Annotated in this window: 19 protein-coding genes and 2 pseudogenes; 13 read left to right on the top strand and 8 right to left on the bottom strand. The window is 62.4% G+C overall.

The genetic code is table 11. The features are described from left to right. The first annotated feature begins 276 nt into the window (after positions 1–276). From ACQR3U_RS22625 to ACQR3U_RS22615, 3 genes are all read left to right on the top strand, one after another. Positions 277–1,416, top strand: coding sequence for an IS630 family transposase (locus tag ACQR3U_RS22625; protein WP_308251512.1), 1,140 nt, complete (start codon positions 277–279; stop codon positions 1,414–1,416). Positions 1,417–2,502: 1,086 nt separating this feature from the next. Next, positions 2,503–3,717, top strand: coding sequence for a cytochrome P450 (locus ACQR3U_RS22620; protein WP_019290749.1), 1,215 nt, complete (start codon positions 2,503–2,505; stop codon positions 3,715–3,717). A 97-nt stretch (positions 3,718–3,814) separates the two neighbouring features. Then, a complete protein-coding gene (locus tag ACQR3U_RS22615) occupies positions 3,815–4,855 on the top strand; it encodes an NADH:ubiquinone reductase (Na(+)-transporting) subunit F (RefSeq protein ID WP_230811506.1) in 1,041 nt (346 codons plus the stop codon). Between the two features lie 603 nt (positions 4,856–5,458). Here the strand turns inward: ACQR3U_RS22615 and ACQR3U_RS22610 are convergent. Together ACQR3U_RS22610 and ACQR3U_RS22605 are read right to left on the bottom strand one after the other, a co-directional pair. Next, positions 5,459–5,641, bottom strand: coding sequence for a hypothetical protein (locus tag ACQR3U_RS22610; protein ID WP_138941515.1), 183 nt, complete (start codon positions 5,639–5,641; stop codon positions 5,459–5,461). Positions 5,642–6,041: 400 nt separating this feature from the next. Beyond that, positions 6,042–7,136: a VOC family protein gene (locus tag ACQR3U_RS22605; RefSeq protein ID WP_230811505.1), complete on the bottom strand. Its 1,095-nt coding sequence runs from the start codon at positions 7,134–7,136 to the stop codon at positions 6,042–6,044. 222 nt (positions 7,137–7,358) lie between these two features. Between ACQR3U_RS22605 and ACQR3U_RS22600 the strand changes: the two genes are divergently transcribed. The 5 genes from ACQR3U_RS22600 (at position 7,359) to ACQR3U_RS22580 (ending at position 12,073) form a co-directional block, all read left to right on the top strand. Further along, positions 7,359–8,237: an acetaldehyde dehydrogenase (acetylating) gene (locus ACQR3U_RS22600; RefSeq protein WP_006551041.1), complete on the top strand. Its 879-nt coding sequence runs from the start codon at positions 7,359–7,361 to the stop codon at positions 8,235–8,237. Beyond that, positions 8,234–9,289 carry a 4-hydroxy-2-oxovalerate aldolase gene (gene dmpG, locus ACQR3U_RS22595; RefSeq protein ID WP_006551042.1) on the top strand — a complete coding sequence of 352 codons (1,056 nt, stop codon included), beginning with the start codon at positions 8,234–8,236 and terminating at the stop codon, positions 9,287–9,289. Before ACQR3U_RS22600 ends, dmpG begins: the two co-directional genes overlap by 4 nt. Positions 9,290–9,303: 14 nt before the next feature. Further along, the gene (locus ACQR3U_RS22590; protein WP_019290744.1) at positions 9,304–10,782 is read left to right on the top strand and encodes an aldehyde dehydrogenase; all 1,479 of its coding nucleotides are present in this window, start codon (positions 9,304–9,306) and stop codon (positions 10,780–10,782) included. Between the two features lie 87 nt (positions 10,783–10,869). Next, on the top strand, positions 10,870–11,622 hold the full coding sequence (locus tag ACQR3U_RS22585) for an SDR family NAD(P)-dependent oxidoreductase (RefSeq protein ID WP_019290743.1): 753 nt from the start codon (positions 10,870–10,872) through the stop codon (positions 11,620–11,622). Positions 11,623–11,647: 25 nt separating this feature from the next. Continuing rightward, positions 11,648–12,073 (top strand): tautomerase family protein, encoded by a 426-nt coding sequence (locus tag ACQR3U_RS22580; RefSeq protein ID WP_006551045.1) that lies wholly within the window; start codon positions 11,648–11,650, stop codon positions 12,071–12,073. A 67-nt stretch (positions 12,074–12,140) separates the two neighbouring features. On the opposite strand, the gene nphA is transcribed toward ACQR3U_RS22580, so the two are convergent. Both nphA and ACQR3U_RS22570 read right to left on the bottom strand, forming a co-directional pair. Beyond that, positions 12,141–12,668 carry an NADH-dependent flavin reductase gene (gene nphA, locus ACQR3U_RS22575; protein ID WP_033098461.1) on the bottom strand — a complete coding sequence of 176 codons (528 nt, stop codon included), beginning with the start codon at positions 12,666–12,668 and terminating at the stop codon, positions 12,141–12,143. Between the two features lie 28 nt (positions 12,669–12,696). Next, positions 12,697–14,202, bottom strand: a complete 1,506-nt coding sequence (locus ACQR3U_RS22570) for a 4-hydroxyphenylacetate 3-hydroxylase family protein (protein ID WP_006551048.1) — start codon at positions 14,200–14,202, stop codon at positions 12,697–12,699. Between the two features lie 208 nt (positions 14,203–14,410). Here ACQR3U_RS22570 and ACQR3U_RS22565 point away from each other — a divergent pair, with 208 nt between their 5' ends. Further along, on the top strand, positions 14,411–15,409 hold the full coding sequence (locus ACQR3U_RS22565) for a helix-turn-helix domain-containing protein (protein WP_230811504.1): 999 nt from the start codon (positions 14,411–14,413) through the stop codon (positions 15,407–15,409). A 367-nt stretch (positions 15,410–15,776) separates the two neighbouring features. Then, entirely contained in the window at positions 15,777–16,808 is a 1,032-nt protein-coding gene (locus tag ACQR3U_RS22560) for an AraC family transcriptional regulator (RefSeq protein ID WP_230811508.1), read from the top strand. Positions 16,809–17,199: 391 nt separating this feature from the next. On the opposite strand, the gene ACQR3U_RS22555 is transcribed toward ACQR3U_RS22560, so the two are convergent. The 4 genes from ACQR3U_RS22555 to ACQR3U_RS22540 are packed head-to-tail and all read right to left on the bottom strand — an operon-like array spanning position 17,200 to position 19,839. Beyond that, a complete protein-coding gene (locus ACQR3U_RS22555) occupies positions 17,200–17,397 on the bottom strand; it encodes a tautomerase family protein (protein ID WP_006551052.1) in 198 nt (65 codons plus the stop codon). 2 nt (positions 17,398–17,399) lie between these two features. Next, positions 17,400–18,188, bottom strand: coding sequence for a 2-keto-4-pentenoate hydratase (locus ACQR3U_RS22550; RefSeq protein WP_037216937.1), 789 nt, complete (start codon positions 18,186–18,188; stop codon positions 17,400–17,402). Further along, positions 18,185–18,979 (bottom strand): 2-keto-4-pentenoate hydratase, encoded by a 795-nt coding sequence (locus ACQR3U_RS22545; RefSeq protein WP_024102200.1) that lies wholly within the window; start codon positions 18,977–18,979, stop codon positions 18,185–18,187. Before ACQR3U_RS22545 ends, ACQR3U_RS22550 begins: the two co-directional genes overlap by 4 nt. Positions 18,980–19,014: 35 nt before the next feature. Beyond that, positions 19,015–19,839, bottom strand: coding sequence for an IclR family transcriptional regulator (locus ACQR3U_RS22540; RefSeq protein ID WP_033097545.1), 825 nt, complete (start codon positions 19,837–19,839; stop codon positions 19,015–19,017). Positions 19,840–20,231: 392 nt separating this feature from the next. Here ACQR3U_RS22540 and ACQR3U_RS22535 point away from each other — a divergent pair, with 392 nt between their 5' ends. From ACQR3U_RS22535 to ACQR3U_RS22525, 3 genes and pseudogenes are all read left to right on the top strand, one after another. Next, complete coding sequence (locus tag ACQR3U_RS22535; protein WP_230811510.1) at positions 20,232–20,516, top strand: hypothetical protein; 285 nt, start codon at positions 20,232–20,234, stop codon at positions 20,514–20,516. After that, positions 20,471–20,578 (top strand): annotated as a pseudogene (locus ACQR3U_RS22530) (ATP-binding protein); the annotation flags it as partial. The gene ACQR3U_RS22535 and the pseudogene ACQR3U_RS22530, both read left to right, overlap by 46 nt. A 442-nt stretch (positions 20,579–21,020) precedes the next feature. Further along, a pseudogene (locus tag ACQR3U_RS22525) lies at positions 21,021–21,116 on the top strand (general stress protein); the annotation flags it as partial.

Raw genomic sequence — 21,116 nt, 5'->3', positions numbered from 1 at the left:
CCTCAAATGGGCCGCGAAACGCGCGCACCACCAACACCATCCACAACCCACCCAGTCACCGATATGCACCATAGTGAGTCACTAACTTAACGGTATTGAGGCTAAATCCTGTTGACGGCGCTCGGAAGTCGGACAGTTCCGACCACGCTGATGCCGTCCCGACGGAGGTCCGCGATCTGGATCCGCTAGTGCCGCACCCGTGAACCTTTGCCCCGTTCTCGCCGACACGCCGACCGGTTGCGGCGTGTCGGCCACGGGATCGGTCAACCTGGTCGAGTGGCAGAACGAGTACGAGTACGAGTGCGAGAACTCGATGACGACGAAGGCAAGCGGCTGGTGCGGATCATCCGCCGTGGCACCGGATCGGTGGTGACCTGGCGGCGCGCCCAGATGATCCTGCTCTCCGCCCAGAACATGCCAGTACCCAAGATCGCCGAAGTAGCTTTCACCAGCGCCGACCGGGTCCGCGATGTGATCCACAACTTCAATACCGACGGATTCGACTCGCTGTACCCGAAATATTCCGGTGGCCGGCCGAAGAAATTCACTCTCCCGGAACGCCGGGAGATCAAGAAGATCGCCAAATCGGTGCCGACCGAACATGACCTGCCGTTCTCGACCTGGAGCCTGACCACACTCGCCGAGTTCCTGGTCGCCGAGGGGGTGGTCGACGACATCAGCCACGAAGGTCTGCGCGTGCTGCTCCGCGAGGAGGGTGTCTCCTTTCAAAAAGTGAAAACCTGGAAACGATCGAAAGATTCGGAGTGCGCAGCCAAGAAAGCCCGTGTCGAGCACCTGTACGCCATCGCCGACGGCGAGGTCGTGCCCGATCCCGATGAGCCGCAGGTGATTTTCTGCCTCGACGGGTTCGGTCCCTCGAACTTGCAGCCGCATCCGGGCCGGCAGTGGGCCGAGCGCGGTGGCAAGCACAAGGACCCGGACCGGGAACCGCGGCGCCGGCGGCGGGCGACCTATACCCGCCCGCACGGAGTGCGGCATCTGTTCGCCGCGTACGACGTGGGCAAGGACAAGCTCTACGGGCACGTCAAGACCACGAAGAACCGCACCACGTTCCTCGAATTCTGCCGCTACCTGCGCACCTTGTACCCAGCCGAGGTCCGTATCGCGATCGTGTGCGACAACTTCTCACCCCACCTGACCACGAGAAAGCGCCGTCGCGTCGCGGAGTGGGCAGAGGCGAACAACGTCGAGATCGCGTACACCCCGACGAACAGTTCGTGGTTGAACCGGATCGAGGCGCAGTTCACGGCGTTGCGGTACTTCGCACTCGACGGCACCGATCACGGTAGTCATCGGGAGCAGGGGTCGATGATCCGTCGCTACATCATCTGGCGCAACAAGCACGCCGAGGATCAACGGCTACGCGAAATCGTGAACAGGGCGAACGTAGCCTGATGCGGCACTAGTCTTCGGGCAGACAGAGGGAACTGATCTCGCGGACGACGAGGCGGTCGAGTGGGGCGACGGTCGTGATCGATCTGCCGTCCCGCTCGAGAATATAGCCGCCGGCCCAACTCCCCGGCGGCAGGTCGGGCTCCAACCTGTCGAGCGACGGTGCGTACGCCCTATCGGCGGGCACACAGCTCGAGGAATCGTCGGGGTTTGGCAGACAGTGGGCGCCGCCCCGCGCCCTATTGACATCTCGAGTCGACGGCACAGCCTCCAGATGTGTAGGTGCGTGTCGCACACGATGGAGTGCGACCACCTCGGGGCCAGCTGCTCACTTTTCGACCGGACCCAACAACGAAGCTCAGGGATGCTCCCCGAATCATCCCTGACACGTCTCATTTCCGGTGCAGCCGAAAATGTCCCGACGATTCACCCTTTCCGTTCGGCTATCCCGAACAGTGCGACGCACAGCCGACGATTCCGACCATCCTCGTGACATCAGACACAAACCGACGCGGTTCGGTGAAGTTGGGAAGCCGGATCCTGCGGGCTCATGCCCGACGCTATTCGTGTGCGCGCCGCCACCCGCCGGCCGCCACACCACCTCTCACTCCGCCGCAGGTGACGAAGGAGAACGACGCATGAGTGACCGCCGCGACCGGCTCGATATCCAATCTCTGGCGCACGCGAAACCACTGAGCCTCCAACCCCGGGGAACTGAGATCGTCTTTACGCGGTTTCTAGGCGTGGACGGGGCCCCATAGTGAGGTCCGAGCAGCTTGTCTGCGCTGCTACGAAGATCCGCGCCAGTGACGTCCGAGGATGAACGAGGCCCCTGACATACGACTCGACCGTGCAGCACTTCGTACCAGCTCTCTCGACGCTCTCGAGCGCAGCACACGCTAGCGATCAGGCCCCATCAGACATCCCGATAATCGGCACACCCAACTGACGTTTGTCGCGGCCGGCTCACACAGACATTTACCAGCGCTTCGCTGACCCGACGATCACCTCCGCCTGGCCAACCGAAGCAGCTCACAGCCGCCTCAGCCCGCCTCCCGGCTCAAAGCACCCGAAATCAGAAGGAGCATGATGACTTCCACCCGCAGCTTCATCGACGAAATCACCATCGAGGAGCTCGAGGCCGATCCATACCCGTTCTACGAGCGCCTCCGCAAAGAGGCACCCATTGCCTACGTTCCCGCCCTCGGCATGCACATCGTCTCGACGAAAGAACTGTGTGCTGAGATCTCCAAAGACGACACAACCTGGCCTGCGGTGATCTCCGCTGCCGGCGGCCGCACCTTCGGCCCTCAGGCATTGCTGAATACCAACGGAGACGAGCACCGCAATCTGAGGGACATGGTCGAACCACACCTGCAGCCCTCAGCCGTCGACAAGTACATCGACGATCTCGTCCGACCGTTTGCGCGACAGCGCATTGCCGAGTTCGAGAACGACGGGCACGCGGATATCGTCGCCGCCTACTGCGAGCCGGTGAGTGTCCGCGCACTGGGCGACCTGCTCGGTCTCGGGGATGTCAGCACCGAAAAACTGCGCGAGTGGTTCCACAATCTGAGCGTGTCGTTCACCAATGCGGCAGTCGACGAAAACGGTGAGTTCGCCAACCCCGAAGGGTTCGCCCCCGGCGACCGCGCCAAAGCGGAAATCATCGCGCATGTCGACCCGAAGATCGACAAATGGATCGTCGAACCGGACCATTCAGCCATCTCGCACTGGCTGCACGACGGGATGCCGGAGGGCCAGACCCGCAGTCGCGACGTCATCTACCCCAACCTGTATGTCTTCCTGCTCGGAGCAATGCAGGAGCCCGGTCATGCCATGGCCACGACCTTGGCCGGACTGTTCAGCCGACCGGACCAGCTCGAACGTGTCATCGACGATCCGACTCTGATCCCCCGCGCCGCATCCGAGGGCATGCGCTGGGTTGCCCCGATCTGGTCCGCCGCGGTCAAGCGCGCCGCGAGAGAAGTTACCGTGGGCGGGGTCACGCTTCCTGAGGGTTCAATCGTGATGCTGTCGTACGGTTCGGCCAATCAGGACGAAAACGCGTACAACGCCCCCACCGAATACGACCTCGATCGTGCCCTGGTGCCGAACATGACCTTCGGCGGCGGAAAACACGCATGCGCCGGAACCTATTTCGCCAATGCAGTCGTCCGAATCGGACTCGAAGAATTGCTCGAGGCAATTCCGAACATCGAACGAGACGAAACCCACGAGGTGGACTTTTGGGGATGGGGTTTCCGCGGCCCCAAGCAGCTGTTGGTCGAATGGGAAGTGTAGGCGACCTCGACCTCACCCCTCCTGAATCATCTGCACAGATACGGCGAGCATCGGGAACACCCGAGGTTATCGATATTGAATTGGAGCGCTACCGGAAATGTCTGATCAATATTTGGTCCGTATAGAGGGAAAGAACACGGACATTGCCGTTGAAGAAACCCAATCCATTCTCGATGCTGCCCTGCGGGCCAACGAGTGGCTGCCCCACTCGTGCACTCAGGGAACCTGCGGGACATGCAAACTCAAGGTGCTGCGCGGTGAGGTCGACCACCGTCAGACTCCGGAGTACACCCTGACCGTCGAGGAAAGGGCCGAAGGACTGGCTCTGGGGTGTATGGCCACTCCCCGCTCGGACTTGACCGTCGAGCCGCTCGGCAACGTCAGCGATGACGGCGTGCCTCGTCATCCTCTACGCGACTATGAAGGCACCGTCGTCGTGTTGGACGACATCGCTGCCAACACGCGCAGACTGGTGATCGAGTTGGACACTCCGATGCAGTTCAATGCCGGTCAGTACGCCGAACTCATCGTTCCTGAGCACGCAGGGGCGCGGCAGTACTCGATGGCTAATCCTCCGACCGAGACTCGGCGGCTGGAATTTCACATCAAGCTCACCGCGGGCGGGTTGTCGACCGATGGGTGGATCTTCCGCTCAATGACGCTCGGGGAACGAGTCTCGCTGCGCGGCCCCCTCGGGCAGTTCAATCTCGTCGCGAAACAGGATGAACCGGCGATCTTGATCGGCGGTGGGACGGGGTTGGCTCCACTGAAATCGATCGTCCAACACGCCCTCGTCGAGGACCTCGTCCCAGAACTGTTCCTCTACCACGGCGGCCGCCGGCGGGAAGACCTCTACGATGTCGAATTCTTCCGCGATCTCGAACACCGGCACCCGCATTTCCACTACCGACCCGTTCTCAGCGAGGAGCAGTGGGAAGGGGCAACCGGGCTGGTCACCGATGTCGTGGTCAGCGACTTTCCCTCGTGCAAGGGGATGAGCGGATTCCTGTGCGGCCCACCCGCGATGGTCGATGCGGCGGTCAAGGCACTCAAGCGCAGGCGTATGGCTCCTCGATTGATCTTCCGCGAGGAGTTCGCCATTACGCCCGCAACCAGCACAGCGCCGGCAGTGCTCTGACCTTCAGGATCCACCACGACAAGAGTCTGGGGCAGCGCGTATGTACTCGCTGCCCCAGACTTTGTTCGTTGCCAGTTCATTCGCCCGGGGAGGTAACCCGCAGATCTTCCGCAAAGCTGGACCCGAAGGCCGTTCTGTAACCCCGCCCCCGTGAACCGCCGAGCATGCAAGAACCCCAATTGCGCGACTTCAGTGACGTCGGCGGATGCACGGTCCTGCGCGGTTAGGCGTCACCGTATCCAGCTCGCGTCCTCGGATGTTCCGAGTCCCGATTTATCGAGCATGGCAAGTGGCGGGAAATATTGCCTTCAGCCCGAGTAATCCGAGGAGGCTGGCTCGCCCGGCAGCTCGCTCTGCGCTCTGCTGCAGTTCACCAACGGCATCGGTCCATCAGTCTTGACCACCGTGTTCACAGGCAATCGCCCCTCCGAACCAGGGGCGGCCATCACCTCGGCCTTGCTCACAATCCTTGGTATCGCGACTGCCGGCCTTTTTCGCATTCCTACCCCTGCCCGCCACAGCTCTAGGCGAGCACAAGCATCTCGTACAGGCCAGTTCTACTGTGCACCAGAGCAATGCACCATCGAATTCGACAGTATGCCTTCACAACTGATGCGGGATACCCACACGAGACATCCTCTCGAGGTCGAGAGCAGACTCGACAGCCTCGATATCAACGGCCTCCATAGGGCGACCGGTCAGCGCTTGCAGCACTACCTCGAGATCGCGTGCGGTCACCGATTCGGTCGTCGAATCTGATACTCGATAACGAATGGGATATTCCATGACATCTCCTGACAGGATAGGGAGACAAGACATCTGGTAGCACTGCTCAACGGACCCAGCTGGGTTGCGACGGTATCCCCGCGAACTTCGCCGTCAGCGCCAGCATCCCTTCCCAGGGTGGAGTTGACGCTCAATGCCGTCATCCCGAACCGACACCGATTTCCTTCACAGCAGAGGAAGAACTCGACCGCCCCGGACCTCATTCGAGACCACCCGCCGATGGACATCGCCCCTCAGTCCGTCGATTCAACTACACCAACGGCAATTCTGTATGGGAAGCGCTCCTGTCCACACAAAGGTCTCCGATGTGGAGAATTGTTCAACTCGCTGTCCACATCGGAGACCTCAGGCTCTCAACAACAATCACACGATTGCGGTTGAGCGGGTGCACGGATCCCAATCAGGCGGGCGAACCGGAAACCGCCCGCGAGTGGTCGATGTCGTCCGGGATGGCCTGCTCGGCAGCAGCCACATCCGGATCCTCGATCGGCGCGCCGGGACCGAAGTGGCTGAACTTCTCGATGTGCTGATCCAGCGCGAGCGGATTGGGAGTGCCATACGTAAAGTACGTTTCCCACGGCAGCTTCGCACCGCCAACAGCGAGACCGGTATCGATGTCGGACATCTGCCAGGTCTTGGTCTCAGCGTCAGGATCAAGATGCAGATAGCCGGCTTCACCGAACAGCTCGATACGGTTTCCACCGGGCTCGAACACGTACAGGAACTGCCCCTGGGTGATGCCGTGCTTATCCGGACCAGCCTCGATCTGGATGTCATAGTCACGGAACATCTCGACCGCGTCGGCCAGGTGCTGTCCGGTGCCGTAGTAGAACGCCACGTGATGAAGCTTGCCGTTCCCACCGGTCATGTCGCGCATACAGGCAACTTCGTGACCGAGCAGGTTCGAGCTCATCCACGCCCCGATTTCGACGTTGCCGTCGACGACACGTTCAGTGGTCCGGAACCCGAGGTGCTGCTCGAACGATTCCTTGAGCGCGGTGACATTCGACGCCATCAGGTTGAGGTGATCGATGCGCTTGACCGGAATACCCGACAGCGGCTTCTTGGAAGGACGCGAAAGGATCTTGCTCTGCAGTGCCGTCGGGGCGACGTACTTCTCGACCTCCCACAACAACTGCAGGTTGTGTCCATCCGGGGACTGGAACTCGAAGGTCTTGCCGTAACCGAACTGGTCCTCGCTCCACTTACCGTCGACGTTGCCCTGCTCGAGCGATGCCACCCGACGTTCGAGTGCTTCCGGAGAGCTCGCGCGCAGCGCGGCGTGACCCATTCCTGCCTCGGGTGCCTCGGTGACCTTCAAGCTCCACTGGTACGGATCCTCATAGCCGCGAAGGTATACGGACTGACCCTCCCGATGAGTGACATACATGCCGAGGAACTTGGTGAAGAAGTCGAGCGTCTCCTGCGGCTTGGGAGTGAACAGTTCGGCGCGGGCGAGATGCGCGATATCGAATCGAGCAGTGAGTTCGGTCATGGCTACTCCTGATCTGAGCTGTCCGGGCGAGCTGCACCGGGCTGTGGTGGTGACCACGAGCTTGCGGCCATGTAAACCAGGTAGTCGCCGACATCCGGGATAACCGAACAGGGACGTTCCCGACCGCGCACATGTTCAGGACCACAGGATTTCCGCCTTCCGACCAGCAACCCCTTCCTAGCGTCGAGCCCATCACCCGAGAGTTCAGGGAAGGCCGCACAGATGAGTCGATTGAAAGCTGCGATCGTCGGATCCGGCAACATCGGAACAGACCTGATGTACAAGTTGCTGCGATCCGAGCACGTCGATCCCATGTACATGATCGGTATCGATCCGACCAGCGAGGGGCTCGAACGAGCCCGACAGGAAGGCCTCGAGGCCTCCGCAAAGGGAATCGACTGGTTACTCAACCGGCCCGACCTTCCCGACGTGGTCTTCGAAGCGACATCAGCGAAAGTCCACGCCGCCGCTGCCCCGCGCTACGCCGAAGCCGGCATCCGCGCGATCGATCTGACACCTGCCTCAGTGGGCCCGTACGTGGTGCCGGCCGTGAACCTCAGCACGCACCTGGACGCGCCGAACGTGAACATGGTCAGTTGCGCCGGCCAGGCCACCATCCCGATCCTGTATGCCATCAACGAGGTCGCAGACGCGTCCTACGGCGAGATCGTCGCTGCCATCGCCTCGCACAGCGCCGGACCCGGCACCCGGCAGAACCTCAGCGAATTCAGCGAGAAAACCGGCAAGGCACTTGCCCAGGTCGCCGGAGCCGATCGCGCCAAGGCCATCTCGGTGATCAACCCAGCCGAACCACCGATGAACATGCGCGACACGGTCTACGCCAAAGTCCGCAACCCCGACCCGGCCGCGATCGAGCGCGCAGTGATCGACATGGTCGCCAAGGTCCAGCAGTACGTCCCCGGCTACACCCTGCGCCTGGTCGACGTCGACGGCGACCAGGTCACCGTCATGCTCGAGGTCGTCGGCGCCGGCGACTTCTTGCCCACCTACGCCGGAAATCTCGACATCATCACCGCCGCCGCCGTGCAGGTCGCCGACGTCATGGCCCAGCGCACCCTCGTCAAGGAAGCAATCCAGTGACCACCACCGCCACCACCGATACACCCCGCAAGGTCACCCTCGTCGACACCACACTGCGCGACGGCATGTCGTCGGTCTCGCATCAGTTCACCACGCAGAACGTCGCCGATATCGCCCGCGGACTCGATCAGGCCGGCATCCCGACCATCGAGGTCGCCCACGGCATCGGCCTCGGCGCCTCGTCCATCCAGTACGGCTTCGCCGCCGCCACCGACCCCGAGTACGTGCGCGCCGCGGTCGACGCCGTCGACAACGCCGACATCGCCGCGCTCTACGTGCCAGGCATCGCTACCCTCGCCGAACTGCAAAGAGCGATCGACGCGGGCATCAAAACCGTCCGGGTAGCGGTGCACTGCACCGAAGCCGACTGCGGCCAGCAACCCATCGAATGGGCGAAAGAACACGGCCTCAACGTCATGACGTTCCTGATGATGAGCCACAAACTCGACCCCGAGCCGCTCGCCGAGCAAGCCGCCAAGCTCGATTCCTACGGCGCCGACGTCGTCTACGTCGTCGACTCTGCCGGCGCCATGGTGCCGCAGCACGCCGGCGAGCGCGTCGCCGCGCTGCGGCAGGCGATCTCCGCCGACATCGGCTTCCACGCCCACAACAACCTCGGGGTCGGTATCGCCAACGCTTTGGCCGCCGCAGAGAACGGGGCGACATTCATCGACGGATCTCTGCGCGGGCTCGGCGCCAGCGCCGGCAACGCCCAGACCGAGGTATTGGCCGCCGCGTTCGAACGAGCCGGCTGGGATACCGGCGTCGACCTGTTCACACTCATCGACACCGCCGAGCACATCGTCGCGCCGCTGATGAAAGAACCCCAGATCGTCGACGAGACTGCACTGATCCTCGGCTACGCCGGTGTCTACTCGACATTCTTCCACCCCACCAAACGCGCCGCGAAGAAATTCGGTGTCTCCACCCGCGACATCCTGATCGAACTCGGCCGACGCGGTGTCATCGGCGGCCAGGAGGACATGATCATCGACGTCGCTTCCGAGCTCGCCGGCCGCACCTACGAACTCCCGGCCCGCGCCGGAGTCTGACACAGGAGACTGTCATGACCCACACCCACAACGCACCGTCGACCACACAGGTCCGTCATCTCATCGGCGGCGAATGGAAGCACGCATCGGACGGAGCAACTTTCGAATCGATCGATCCGCACGACGGGTCGCTACTCGGTGTCGTACCCAAGGGCACCGCCGAAGACGGACAAGCTGCGATCACCGCCGCCCGCCACGCCTTCGACAGCGGGCCCTGGCCACAGATGTCGCCGAAGGAACGCGCAAAGATCCTGCACGCGGTCGCCGACAAGGTCGACGAGCACCGCGAAGAACTCGCCCAGCTCGAAACCCGCGACGGCGGTAAGGGCATCAACCAGTCCCTGCACGCCGAAATCCCGCGCGTGGCGCACAACCTGCGGTTCTTCGCCGACTACGCGTCGATGGCCGCCAACGAGGCCTACCCCGACGGGGATCTGCTGTCCTACGTGCTCTACCCGCCTGCCGGCGTGGTCTCGGCGATCAGCCCCTGGAACGCACCCCTGATGCTGGCCACCTGGAAGATCGCGCCCGCCCTGGCGTTCGGTAACACCGCAATCCTCAAACCGGCACCCCAAACCCCACTGACTGCACACCGCTTCGCCGAACTCGCACTCGAAGCCGGACTGCCCGACGGAGTACTCAACGTAGTACACGGTTTCGGTGGCGAAGCCGTCGCCGGCCCGCTGACCTCCGATCCGCGAGTCGACCGGATCACCTTCACCGGGTCGAGTGCCACAGGAGTCAAGATCCTTCAGGCAGCAGCACCCAACCACACGCCGGTCTCGGCCGAGATGGGCGGAAAGTCCGCAAACATCATCTTCGCCGACGCCGACCTCGACGTGGCCGTACCGATGTCGATCCGTGCGATCTTCGGCGGCAACGGACAGGTGTGCCTGGCCGGATCCCGACTGCTCGTGCAGAACAGCATCATGGACGAGTTCCTCGAGCGGTTCGTCGACGAGGCGAACAAGCTCAGCGTCGGCGATCCGAAGGATCCGTCGAACTTCATCGGCCCGCTCATCGAACAACGCCATCTCGACAAAGTCCACGGCTATGTCGAACTCGCGCAGCAGGAAGGCGGGAAAGTCGTCACCGGCGGCGCCCGTCTGGCCGGCGACGCCCACGCCAAGGGCTTCTACTATCCCCCCACCGTCATCACTGGGCTGACCAATGACTCCCGGACCGCGCAAGAGGAGATCTTCGGGCCCGTCGAAACCGTCCTGGGTTTCGACACAGAAGACGAGGCACTGCGCATCGCCAACGACTCACGCTATGGCCTGGCCGGGATGCTGTTCACCCAGAACCTCGACCGCGCCCACCGGATGGCCGCGCGCTGGAAGGCCGGCACCGTATGGATCAACTGCTTCTTCGAACGCGACCTGCGTCTCCCCTTCGGAGGCGAAGGCGCCAGCGGCCTGGGACGTGAAGGCGGTCAGTACTCCCGCGACTTCTTCACCGAACCGCGCGCCGTGACCCTTCGGCTGCGCGGCTGATCCGGTCCTTCGACTCATCCACGTGGGCGGCCGGTGCAGTAGGTGCTGCACCGGCCGTCCCCGCTTCTCCCCGAGGAGTAATCACCCGTGACCTGCCCCAAGTTGTGTGTCGTCGTCGGCGCCACCGGTGCGATGGGCACCGAGTTCACCCGACGCCTGGTCCGTCGAGGCCTACGCGTGATCGCGGTCGCGCGCAACGCCGAAGACCTCAAAACCCTTGCAGCCGAAAACAGCCTGATCATCCCCTGTGTCACCGACATCAGCGACGACAGTGCGATCGAGGCGATCTCCGCCTATGTCGACGCGCCGATCCGGATGGCCGTGTTCGCCGCGGGTCTGCCAGTACGTGGTTCCGCCGACACGATCAGCCCCGGCGAGCTTGCTGTAGGGGCGAACATCAAGGTCGGCGGGCTGGTACGGCTGCTGCACGCAGTCCGCGGCCAGCTGGTCCCCGGATCGCGATTCGTCGCCGTCGCCGGATCGCTCGGTTTCGAACCCGGCCCGCTCGACGCCGCGCCGGGCACCGTCAACGCCGCAGTGTTCAATCTGATGCGCCAGCTCAGCGCCTTGTACGGACCGAAGGGCATCACCACACACACCATCGCGCCCGGCCCGGTCGACACGCCACGGCTCCGCAAATTCGTCGAAACCGAAGCAGCCGAGACCGGCCGCGATCTCGACACCATTTGGGAGCGCTACCGCGCCAAGACCACGCTCGGCCGGTTACCGACGCTGGACGAGCTCGGCTGGATCCTCGAGATGCTGCTCGCCCCCGAGGCGAGCGTGCTACACGGCAGCGTCCTCAACGTCGACGCCGGCACACGCCACGGCGTCCAATAGAGCACCACTCCCGAAAGGCCCTCTCATGCCTGTTGCACATTTCCATCTGCTCGACGGACGGTTCACCGTCGAGCAGCGGCACCGTCTGCTTGTCGAGGCGAGCCACTGCTATTCGGAGGTTCTCGACTCCCCGCTCGAGCGAGTTCGGACCTTCATCGTCCGCTACACCACCGATGATGTCGCGGTCGCCGGCGCGGTTGCCTCCGAGAGCAGCACGGCTGCACCGTACTTTACAGCCATCGTGCTGGCGGGTCGTCCTCGCGCACAGCGCGAGGAGCTCGCGGCCCGGTTCACCGACCTGATCGTCGATGTACTCGGGGTGCCGCGTTCGGCCGTCCGTGGTCGGATCATCGAGGTGGACCCGGCGAACTGGTTCATCGGCGGCCACTCAGCAGCGGGGGTACGCGCCGACGAAATCGCCGCTCGCGCGGACAGCGGATCGTCCATCTGATCTACCCGACACCGCAAGGGGGTGGGATCGACCTTCGGCAATCCCACCCCCTGTCCGAGGGGTTTACTCAGAACCCCCACGGGTCGTCGCGCAGCAACTCGAGCGACCGGAAGCTACCGGTGTAGAAGACGAGCGGATGTCCGTCGTCATACCACAGTTGCTCCACTCGGCCCACGTGCAACATGTGGTCACCGGCGGGATACGAGGCGTCCACCGAACAGGCCAGGTGCACCAGCGCGCCTTCGAGGAGAGGAACCTCCCGGCGCCAGACGAATCGCACCAGATCGGGTTGATGGGCAGCTCCTGCGAAGTGCAGTGACAACGGCTCCTGATCTGTCGCCAGGATCGAAACACCGTACTTGCCGGTCTTGTTGATCCGCTCGTTCATCTTGGCTCGGTTCGCGATGGATATCAGAACAAGCGGGGGGTCGAGCGAAACGGAGGTGAATGCGTTGGCCGTCATACCGTGCACCGACGCGTCGTCCTCGCTTTCGGCGGTGGTGACGATGGTGACGCCGCTGGCGAACCGGCCGAGGGCCTTCCGCATCTGTAGGGGTGTGACCTCGATCCCGCCGTTCGGGGTGTTGTCGGTCATGGTCGTGCTCGTCATCGTCGCGTCCCGTTCAACCACGCACGATCTTCAGATCATCATTGCTGATCAAGTCCGGACGTGTCCACCCGTCGACGTTGTACTCGGACATGCACTTCTCGGCGAAGCCCTTGAGCTCGGTATCCAGTCCCTGGGCCTGGTAGGCGAACAATGTCTGGAAGCGGACGGCCTCGTGGTCGCCACCGTAGTTGCGCTCGTACAGCTCGTGCCGACCTCCGAACTCGGTGCCCACGGCATCCCACAGCAGCTTGAGCAGCTGCACACGATCGATCGCGGTGATGCCGTTGGACCCGCGCACGTACTGGTCGAGGTAGGGCCGGATGTCGGGGTTACCCCAGTCGCTCGAATGCGAATTCAGGTAGATCAAGCTGCTACCGAGCGTCTGCTGGATGATCTCCTTGATCCGCGGATAGCCCACCCCCATGAACGTGCGATAGGCCAGACCGTAGTTCAGGTTCGGCTGCACAGCCCCGTTCACCCACTCATCGGGAGACTTGGCCATCGCATCCGACAAGCCCCAGAACATATCGCGCCAGTTGAGGATCTCGCCGATCTGCATCTGGACACCACGAAAATTGTTGGTACCTGTCGTCTCCACCGCCTTCAGAACACAGCCGGCGATGAAGTCGAGCTTGACCGCCAAGCGTGCACAACCATGGAACATGAACCGAGCCATGAACCCGGACTTCGTCACAAATCCGTTCGTGGTGTCCGCGTCATAGGCAAACACGTTCTCCCACGGAACCAGCACACGATCGAACACCATGATCGCGTCGTTCTCGTCGAAGCGGCTCGACAAGGGATTATCGAACGGGCTGCCCATCACTGCAGCGTTCATCTCGTAGGACGTTCGACAGAACAGCTTCAAGCCCGGCGAGTCCATCGGAACAGTGAAGATCAACCCGAACTTCTTGTTGCGCAGCGGAAGTCCATAATGGGCGATGAAATTGGCATTGGTGATCGCAGACCCGGTCGCCACCACTTTGGCGCCGGAAACGATCACGCCGGCGTCGGTTTCCTCCACCACATGTACGCAGATGTCCGCGGTCTCGTCGGCAGGCTTATCACGGTCGATGGGCGGATTGACGATCGCGTGATTGAGATAGAGCACCCGCTCCTGCGCCTTCTTGTACCAGTCGAGTGCGTTCTGCCTGTACTCACCGTAGAAGTCCGCGTTGGCACCGAGGGTCCCGAGGAAAGAGGCCTTGTAGTCGGGCGACCGGCCCATCCACCCGTACACCTCACGTTGCCACGCGACGATCGCGTCGCGGGACAGAAGAAGATCGTCGGAACTGTGGGCGGTCTTGAAGAACGGGTGCGTGAATCCACCGTTACCCGTATCGGTCGGCACCGCCAGCACCCCCTGGGCTTCGGGGGTATGAAGCGCGTCGTACATCCGAGCGATCGAGCGAACCGAGTTCCGGAAAGCCGGATGAGTCGTGACATCCGGGACACGTTCTCCGCGGAAATACACTTCGCGTCCATCCTTCAAGGACTCGATGTACTCCGCGCCGGTCATCGGCCGGACATCGTTGGGGGTTCCGGTGGAGGTCTCGAGAATAGTTGGCGTCGTCACGTGCTCACTCCTGTTGTCGAGCTCAGACCGAGACGGTGTTCTCGGCCGATGCGAATCCAGGCGCCGCTCCGAGGCAATTCCGCACTCGACGGTCCGTACAGAGCCAGCTCCCTGTGACACGGAACACTAGATTCCGGAGGTACCGATAAACATGACTGAGTGCGAACGATGGAGTGACTCCACGCGTAAATCCACCAAACCCACTGTGGTATCTCTCGATACGCGAGGACTCGACTCCACGGAAGGCCGTAATCTGTGGGCGAACACAGTCGGCACCCTCTATTGCGAGTCGGACGTGGCATGGCCCAATCCACGCCAACCGTTCATCGCAGAATGGGGCGGTCATCCCATCGGAGAACTGCATGTCAGCACGATGCGCGCGGACGTCCACTCGGTCATCCGTTCGCCGGCGATGGTGCGTTCGGACGACGCGGGAGACTTCCTCGTGTTGGTGGTGACCGACGGTAACGTCCGCGTCACCCAAAACGGACGCAGCGGAGTTCTCGAGCAGGGATCGTTCGCGTTACTGGACTGCGCCGCCCCGTTCGAATTCGAAGCCGAGTCGAATTTTCGTCAGGTCGTCATCGACACTCCCAGACCCCTGCTCGAAGCGCGGTTACCCCAGCGAGTACTCGAGCAGGGAACCGGGCTGCCCATCAGTGGGATCTCGGGAACGGGCCGACTCGTGAGCAGGTTCCTCCTCGACGTCGCCGAACAGGACCGGACACTGCCGACGAGGTCAGCGGTCTCGATATCATCCGTCGCTCTCGACCTGCTGGTCACCGCCCTCACCGACAGCGCCACCGAGACCGACCCGACGAAGATCAGTCACGCGCGTGATCTGGCCGAAGTGCAGCGGATCGTCGAGCGACAGCTACACGATCCCGCTTTATCACTATCCAGGGTCGCTGCAGAAGCGGGGATGTCTGTGCGACACATTCAGAACCTCTTCCGTGAGCAAGGCACGGCCCCTCGCGCCTGGCTGTACCGCACACGGGTGGAGCGAGCACGTAAGTACCTCCTGAGCACCGATCTGACAGTCGCCGAAGTGAGTGAGCAATCAGGCTTTCGCGATGTGTCCCATTTCAGCCGCACATTCCGCGCCGCATACGGTTCCAGCCCTGGCCGTTATCGAACCGAACACCGCTGACCTACACAGGTGGCCCGATTCGCTCCGGGTCACCTCCGCGGCTCATGCCGACAGTCGAGCCGGTCCTGCGCCCTCTACCGCGAACTCTTCCGTCGAGACAGTTCGCGAGATCGACACCAGATGCATGCCGACTACGCGGACGTAGGACACGGGTGCTTCGCGGCGAAGTCGAGCGTCATGGGGTTCCGGTCGGTGTCACGCCTTCAGGTGATCCAATCGCCCCAGGCGGAGCAGCGCGGGTCACGATCTACTCCGTTCGGGACGAGTGCGGACGCGGAAGCTGTGGGCGTGACTCCGGGGAGCGAATACCTCCTATATTCGAAGCCGGTGTGATCTGCAACACTAGGATATGGAGGTGGGCAGCGACATGACCGACAGTGCACAGAACAATGACTCCGATTGCACCGACAAGGCCAGCGCCAAGGTCGTAATCAGCACACGCGAGCTCGAATCGAGCGAGGTACGTTCGCGGTGGGTAGACACACTCGACTCGACATACTGCGAACTCGACGTCGACTGGCCTGACATATCGGACTCGTTCGGGGCGGAACTATCGGTGCGTCCCTTCGTCGACGTCACAGTCAGTGTCGTACGCGCAGACCCACACACAGTAATCCGCACCCCGAACATGATCTCGTCCGATCCCAACGACGACTACCTACTGTGCTTGATCACGAGCGGTACAGCGGTCATCGGTCAACACTCTCGGTCCGCAAAGCTCGAAAGCGGGGCGTTCGGAATCCTCGACTCATCGGCGCCGTTCATCGTCGACGCCCAGACCGAGTTCGAGCAGATTGTCGTCCGCGCGCCGCGCGCGGTGTTTGCGCCACATCTTCCCCTGGAAGCCGTAGCGGAGATTACCGGTGAAGGTTTTTCCGGCCGCAGCGGCATCAGCCGATACGTCTCTCGCCTATTCGTCGACATGGCAACTGACGACTCCCTTCTTTCGCCCAACTCCTCAGCCTCCGTTGCCGCGTGCGCGATGGACCTACTCGTATCCGCCATCAGTGAACGCACAACTCCGTTCAACACCACCAAACGAGTTCACAACAAGGACTTTCGAGTCATACAGCAGGCAATGCAACGACACATGACAGACCCCGGTTACTCGATCAGCGACCTTGCAGCCGAACTGGGAATGTCCGTGCGGTACATCCACAAGATTTTCAGCGCAGCAGGCACGACACCACGCACATGGCTGAATCAACAGCGGCTCGAGCGAGCTCGCAAACTCTTGCTGAGCACCGACGCCACGATCTCTACCATCAGCGTCCGCGTAGGTTTCCGCGATGTTTCGCATTTCAGTCGAGCGTTCCGACGTCGCTTCGGGACCAGCCCACTGCATTTCCGCATGCAGCAACTCGGCACCAGCACCAGCACCAGCAGCGACAACGGGTGACCAGACCGCCACGTTCTGACCTGTAGCCGTCATCGTGTATCCGATAGCGGTTTTCGAACTCCTGCAACGGTGTTCAGCAACCGCCGGTAAGCTGTTGAGCAATCTCGTCTACCCGGCGTGCTGGCGCGTCCGCAAATCGGACGCGCCAGCACCAGCGTTGAATCTCACCGACTCCCTCGTAGATTCCCGGCGGTCTCGCCTGCGACGTTGCTCGTCTGTCCCCGGTCAAGGCATTGCCGGCGACGACGTGCCGTCGTCATAGCGACTCCCCGAACGGGAAAAGGAACAGGGCGGTCCGCCCCAACTCCGGTCTACGTGTCCCTTGCACTCATCGTCTTGTCCCGACTCGCTTGCATGGACACGAAGATCGTTCGGGAGAATCGAACGAAAGTCATTGAGCAGGAGATCGTTCTGCAATCGTCACATCACCGGCGGCAAAGTGAGTAGCCGGAACTTCACGCAGCACCACCCGAATGTTGCTCAACGGCGCGTCCACGGCCCGCTGGGCGGCAAAGGTGAGTTCATGTATCAGTGCGCGGAGCTGTTCGGGCGAACGCCCTGCGGAAATAGTCACCTCGATGAACGGCATCATCAGCCTCCTGACACATTTACGGTACCGAGATGAGTGAAGTGAGCAGCGATCCGCGCCCCCGGCCGGACCGGAACCGCATCCGTCATCCCCCCGGTGAGGATCACCCAGCCCGGCTCGATTGCCAGGCCACGCTCGGCGAGGGTGTTCGCCGCGAAAGCCAGCGCCTCCGCGGGATGGCCGTGCACAGCAGCTCCTGTCGCCGAATCGACGATCTCACCGTCCACTTCGAGCAAGCAGGCTTCGAGACCGAGGTCCAGCGAGTCCGGCCGCACACTGATGGGACCGGTGACGTACCGGCCGGACGAATTGTTGTCCGCGACAGCATCCATCATGGAGAACTTGTAACCCGAGAACCGGCTGTCGATGATTTCGATCGCACCGACCACATGGTCGACCGCCGCGAGCGCAGTCGCCGCCGAGACCCCGGGCCCTTCGAGTCGACGTCCCATGACGAACGCAATCTCCGGTTCGGCACGCGCGTGGATCATCTTCTCCCGGGGCACCGGCTCACCGATCGGAAGGATCATCGCGTCCGTCAACCACGCCGTCGACGGCGAGTCGACTCCCACCTGACGCTGCTTCGCCTTGGAGGTCACACCCAGTTTGACACCGGTGACCCTCTCCCCCCGCGAGATCCGCATTTGCAGCGCAATATCTTGAGCCTCATATGCCGCGGCCAGATCGAGACCGTCCCATTCTGCGAGAATCGACGTCTGCGCGACGCCGCTATCCTCCGCTCGTATAAGAACATCGGCCACTTTGGCCGGGCTCCATAGTTGCTCGGTCACTGTTCGTCCTTTCCGCCGAGCACGGCGGTGACGGTGCCGAGCCCACTGATAGTCGCAACGATGGAATCGCCGGGTGCGACAGGATACGCACCGGTCATCGAGCCGGGCAGCACCACGTGCCCCGGCTCGAGGGTAACGCCGAGCGGACCCACCGTGTTGGCCAGCCACACCAGCGCACTGAGCGGTGACCCGAGAACTGCGCCACCGGCACCGGTTGCGACGAGCTCGCCGTTGATGTGCAGGTTACAGCCAGCCAGACGCAGATCCAGCTGGTCCAACGAGACCGGGCAACTGCCGAGTATGACCCCGCCGGACGAAGCGTTGTCGGCGATGGTGTCGAAAATTCCGATCTTCCAATCCTTGATCCGCGAATCCACAATCTCCAGCGCAGGCAGGACGAAATCCACTGCCCGCGCTGCCTCTGCGGCAGTCACGCCTGGGCCGGCCAGTGGACGACCAAGGACGAATGCAATCTCCGGTTCGATACGCGGTTGCAGAAATGTGCCGCTGGCGATGGGATGGTGCTCCAGATGAAACATGCTCTGGGTGAGATGCCCGAAGTCGGGCTGGTCGACCCCCATCTGTCGCTGAATTGCTCGCGACGCGAGGCCTACCTTGTGTCCCTTGACGACATCGCCGGCCGATGTCCACTGCTCTACTTGCGCCTGCTGGATGCGGTATGCCACTTCTAGGGACGCGTCGGGATACTCGGGCGTCAGCGGGTCGATCGGCTCGGCGGTGCGATACGCGTCGAGCAGACGATCCGCTGCCTTCTGAACAGCAATATCCATAGTTCCTCGGTTGTGTCGTGCGGTTGATACAGATGTCAGGACGCTCGGGGACAGCTACCGACCGGCTCCAGCGATGGGTGGTTCCGGGATTCGAGTGGAACGATGTCCGCCGCTTCGGCAATAGAGCGAGTGATCTTGTTGGCGGCAGCGATCACAGCACGCTCGAGTTGAGCTCGCCGCGAAGCGAATCGGGTGGCCGGAACACTTATGCTCACTGCAGCAACCACCGAACCCATGTCGTCTCGTACCGGTGCGGCGACACAGTGCACCTCCGACACCGTCTCGCCCATGTCCACCGCGACACCAGCCATGCGAGTCATTTCGAGAGCATCGGCGAGCGCATGCGGACTCGTAGTCGTCGACGGTGTCAATCGACGTAACGGACGCGCTGTCAAGTACCGCTGTAATTCAGTCTTGTCGAGTTGCGCGAGCAGGACCTTGCCCACAGCTGTGGAGTGGGCATCGAGCCGGGTACCCACTCGAGCCCCCTGCACGGTGATGTTGTGCGTACCGATCACCTTGTCGACGTAGAGGACACTCCAGCGTTCCATGATGGCCAGGTGTGTCGTTTCTCCATAGTTTTCGACCAGCTCTTCCAACACAGGAGCGGAACAGGACCGTACGTCCACAGTGCTGCGGAGTGTTTCCCCCAATTCGACGATGCGCCAGCCGAGCCGGTATCGGCCGCGATTCCGGCACTGCAACAACCCGGTGTCGACGAGACTGGCCAGCAATGCATGAGCACTCGACCGGGGCACGTCGATAGCCGCTGCAACTTCGGAAACACCCCATTCCGGACGCTGAACTGTGAACAGATCGAGCACCGGACCAATCTTTTGCACTGTTTGCAGACCAGCCACGCCGACAGCCACCTTTCAAAGTTCAATCTGGATGACGGTTGAGCAACCCCGTCGCATCGCTGTGAGGTGGAACACTAGGTGGCCGAGCAGAGAACGAACATGTCCTGAAGCGCACGAATGAATGACCTCGAGCGCACGAGTTCACGACCGACAGCCCACCAACCGCGACCTTCGATCCCCCGAGTGGCACACAGATATCTCGGCCCGCGTGTCGCTTCCCTCGTCTCCGCTGACCGGATCGAACCATGTGGTTCCTGCGGTTGTCAGCGGTCATGCAATTCCCCATCCGCAAGTACCTGGCCCCTGCGCTGGAGGCGGGGCTGCCCCCCGGCGACGGCCACAGATTCGACGAGAACCTGTGGCGCGAGTTGATCGGGGCCTGGTTCCCCTAAGTGGTGGCCCCGACGGCGCGGGCGGTGACCTCGCCGGCGATCGCCGCCCACCACACCTGGATCGAAGGCCAGCGCGACGAGTCGGTGACCGTAGCAACGATCGCCCAACGACTGCGCGACGACCACGGTGTCCCGGTATCGGAATCAACTGTGCGTCGCTATATTTCGGCGCGATTCGCCGAACGGGTCGCGGCGTCGAAAGCCACGATGCCCCGCGGAGCGGTCCCGCCGGGCGACGAAGGTCAGGTCGAGTCTTCGGTGATCAGGCCGTCGCCGCCGCGATGATCGACCGGATCGTCCATCACGCCGACGTGTTGACGCTCGAAGGTGCCAGCTACCGCGTTTGAGGACGCGGAATCGACAGTCTTCCCAGGATCAGAATGGAGAATTAGGCAGACTAGCCACACACCGACACGGTGCTCTCGTTCTCCACCGTCGCATCGGCCTCGAATTCAAGCGTTGCCGACACTCGACTCCCGTTTTGCTCTCTTCGTCCCATCCGCACACTTCTCTCCAATCAGCAGGGTTACGACCAATACTTGAACCCGCCGCGTCGATTCCCCCATTCCATGACGGTAGGCACCGTTCTGGGCGATACTGAGAAGTGCCCCGGACCGAGGCAGAGGCGAGGTACATGCAGGACTCACGCGATCTTGACGCGACAATTCTCACTGCGGCCGAACCGCATCGGATGACACTGGGACTGCCCCTACGCAAAACCCCAGGCATCCGCGGCAGCGGCACCACACGGAGATATTCTGGCCGGCCAACCCATCAGGCAGGGAGGTGATGTCAGAGTCCAGTGGCGGAACCTCCGCCGTAAGTCCACACCCACCTGCTCGCCAGGTGATTGCGACATTCGACACCTATGCCGACGCCGAGAGC

It is taken from the genome of Rhodococcus sp. IEGM1339 (assembly GCF_050321925.1).
GTDB lineage: Bacteria > Actinomycetota > Actinomycetes > Mycobacteriales > Mycobacteriaceae > Rhodococcus > Rhodococcus pyridinivorans.
This window is presented reverse-complemented; position numbering and strand designations above follow the sequence as displayed.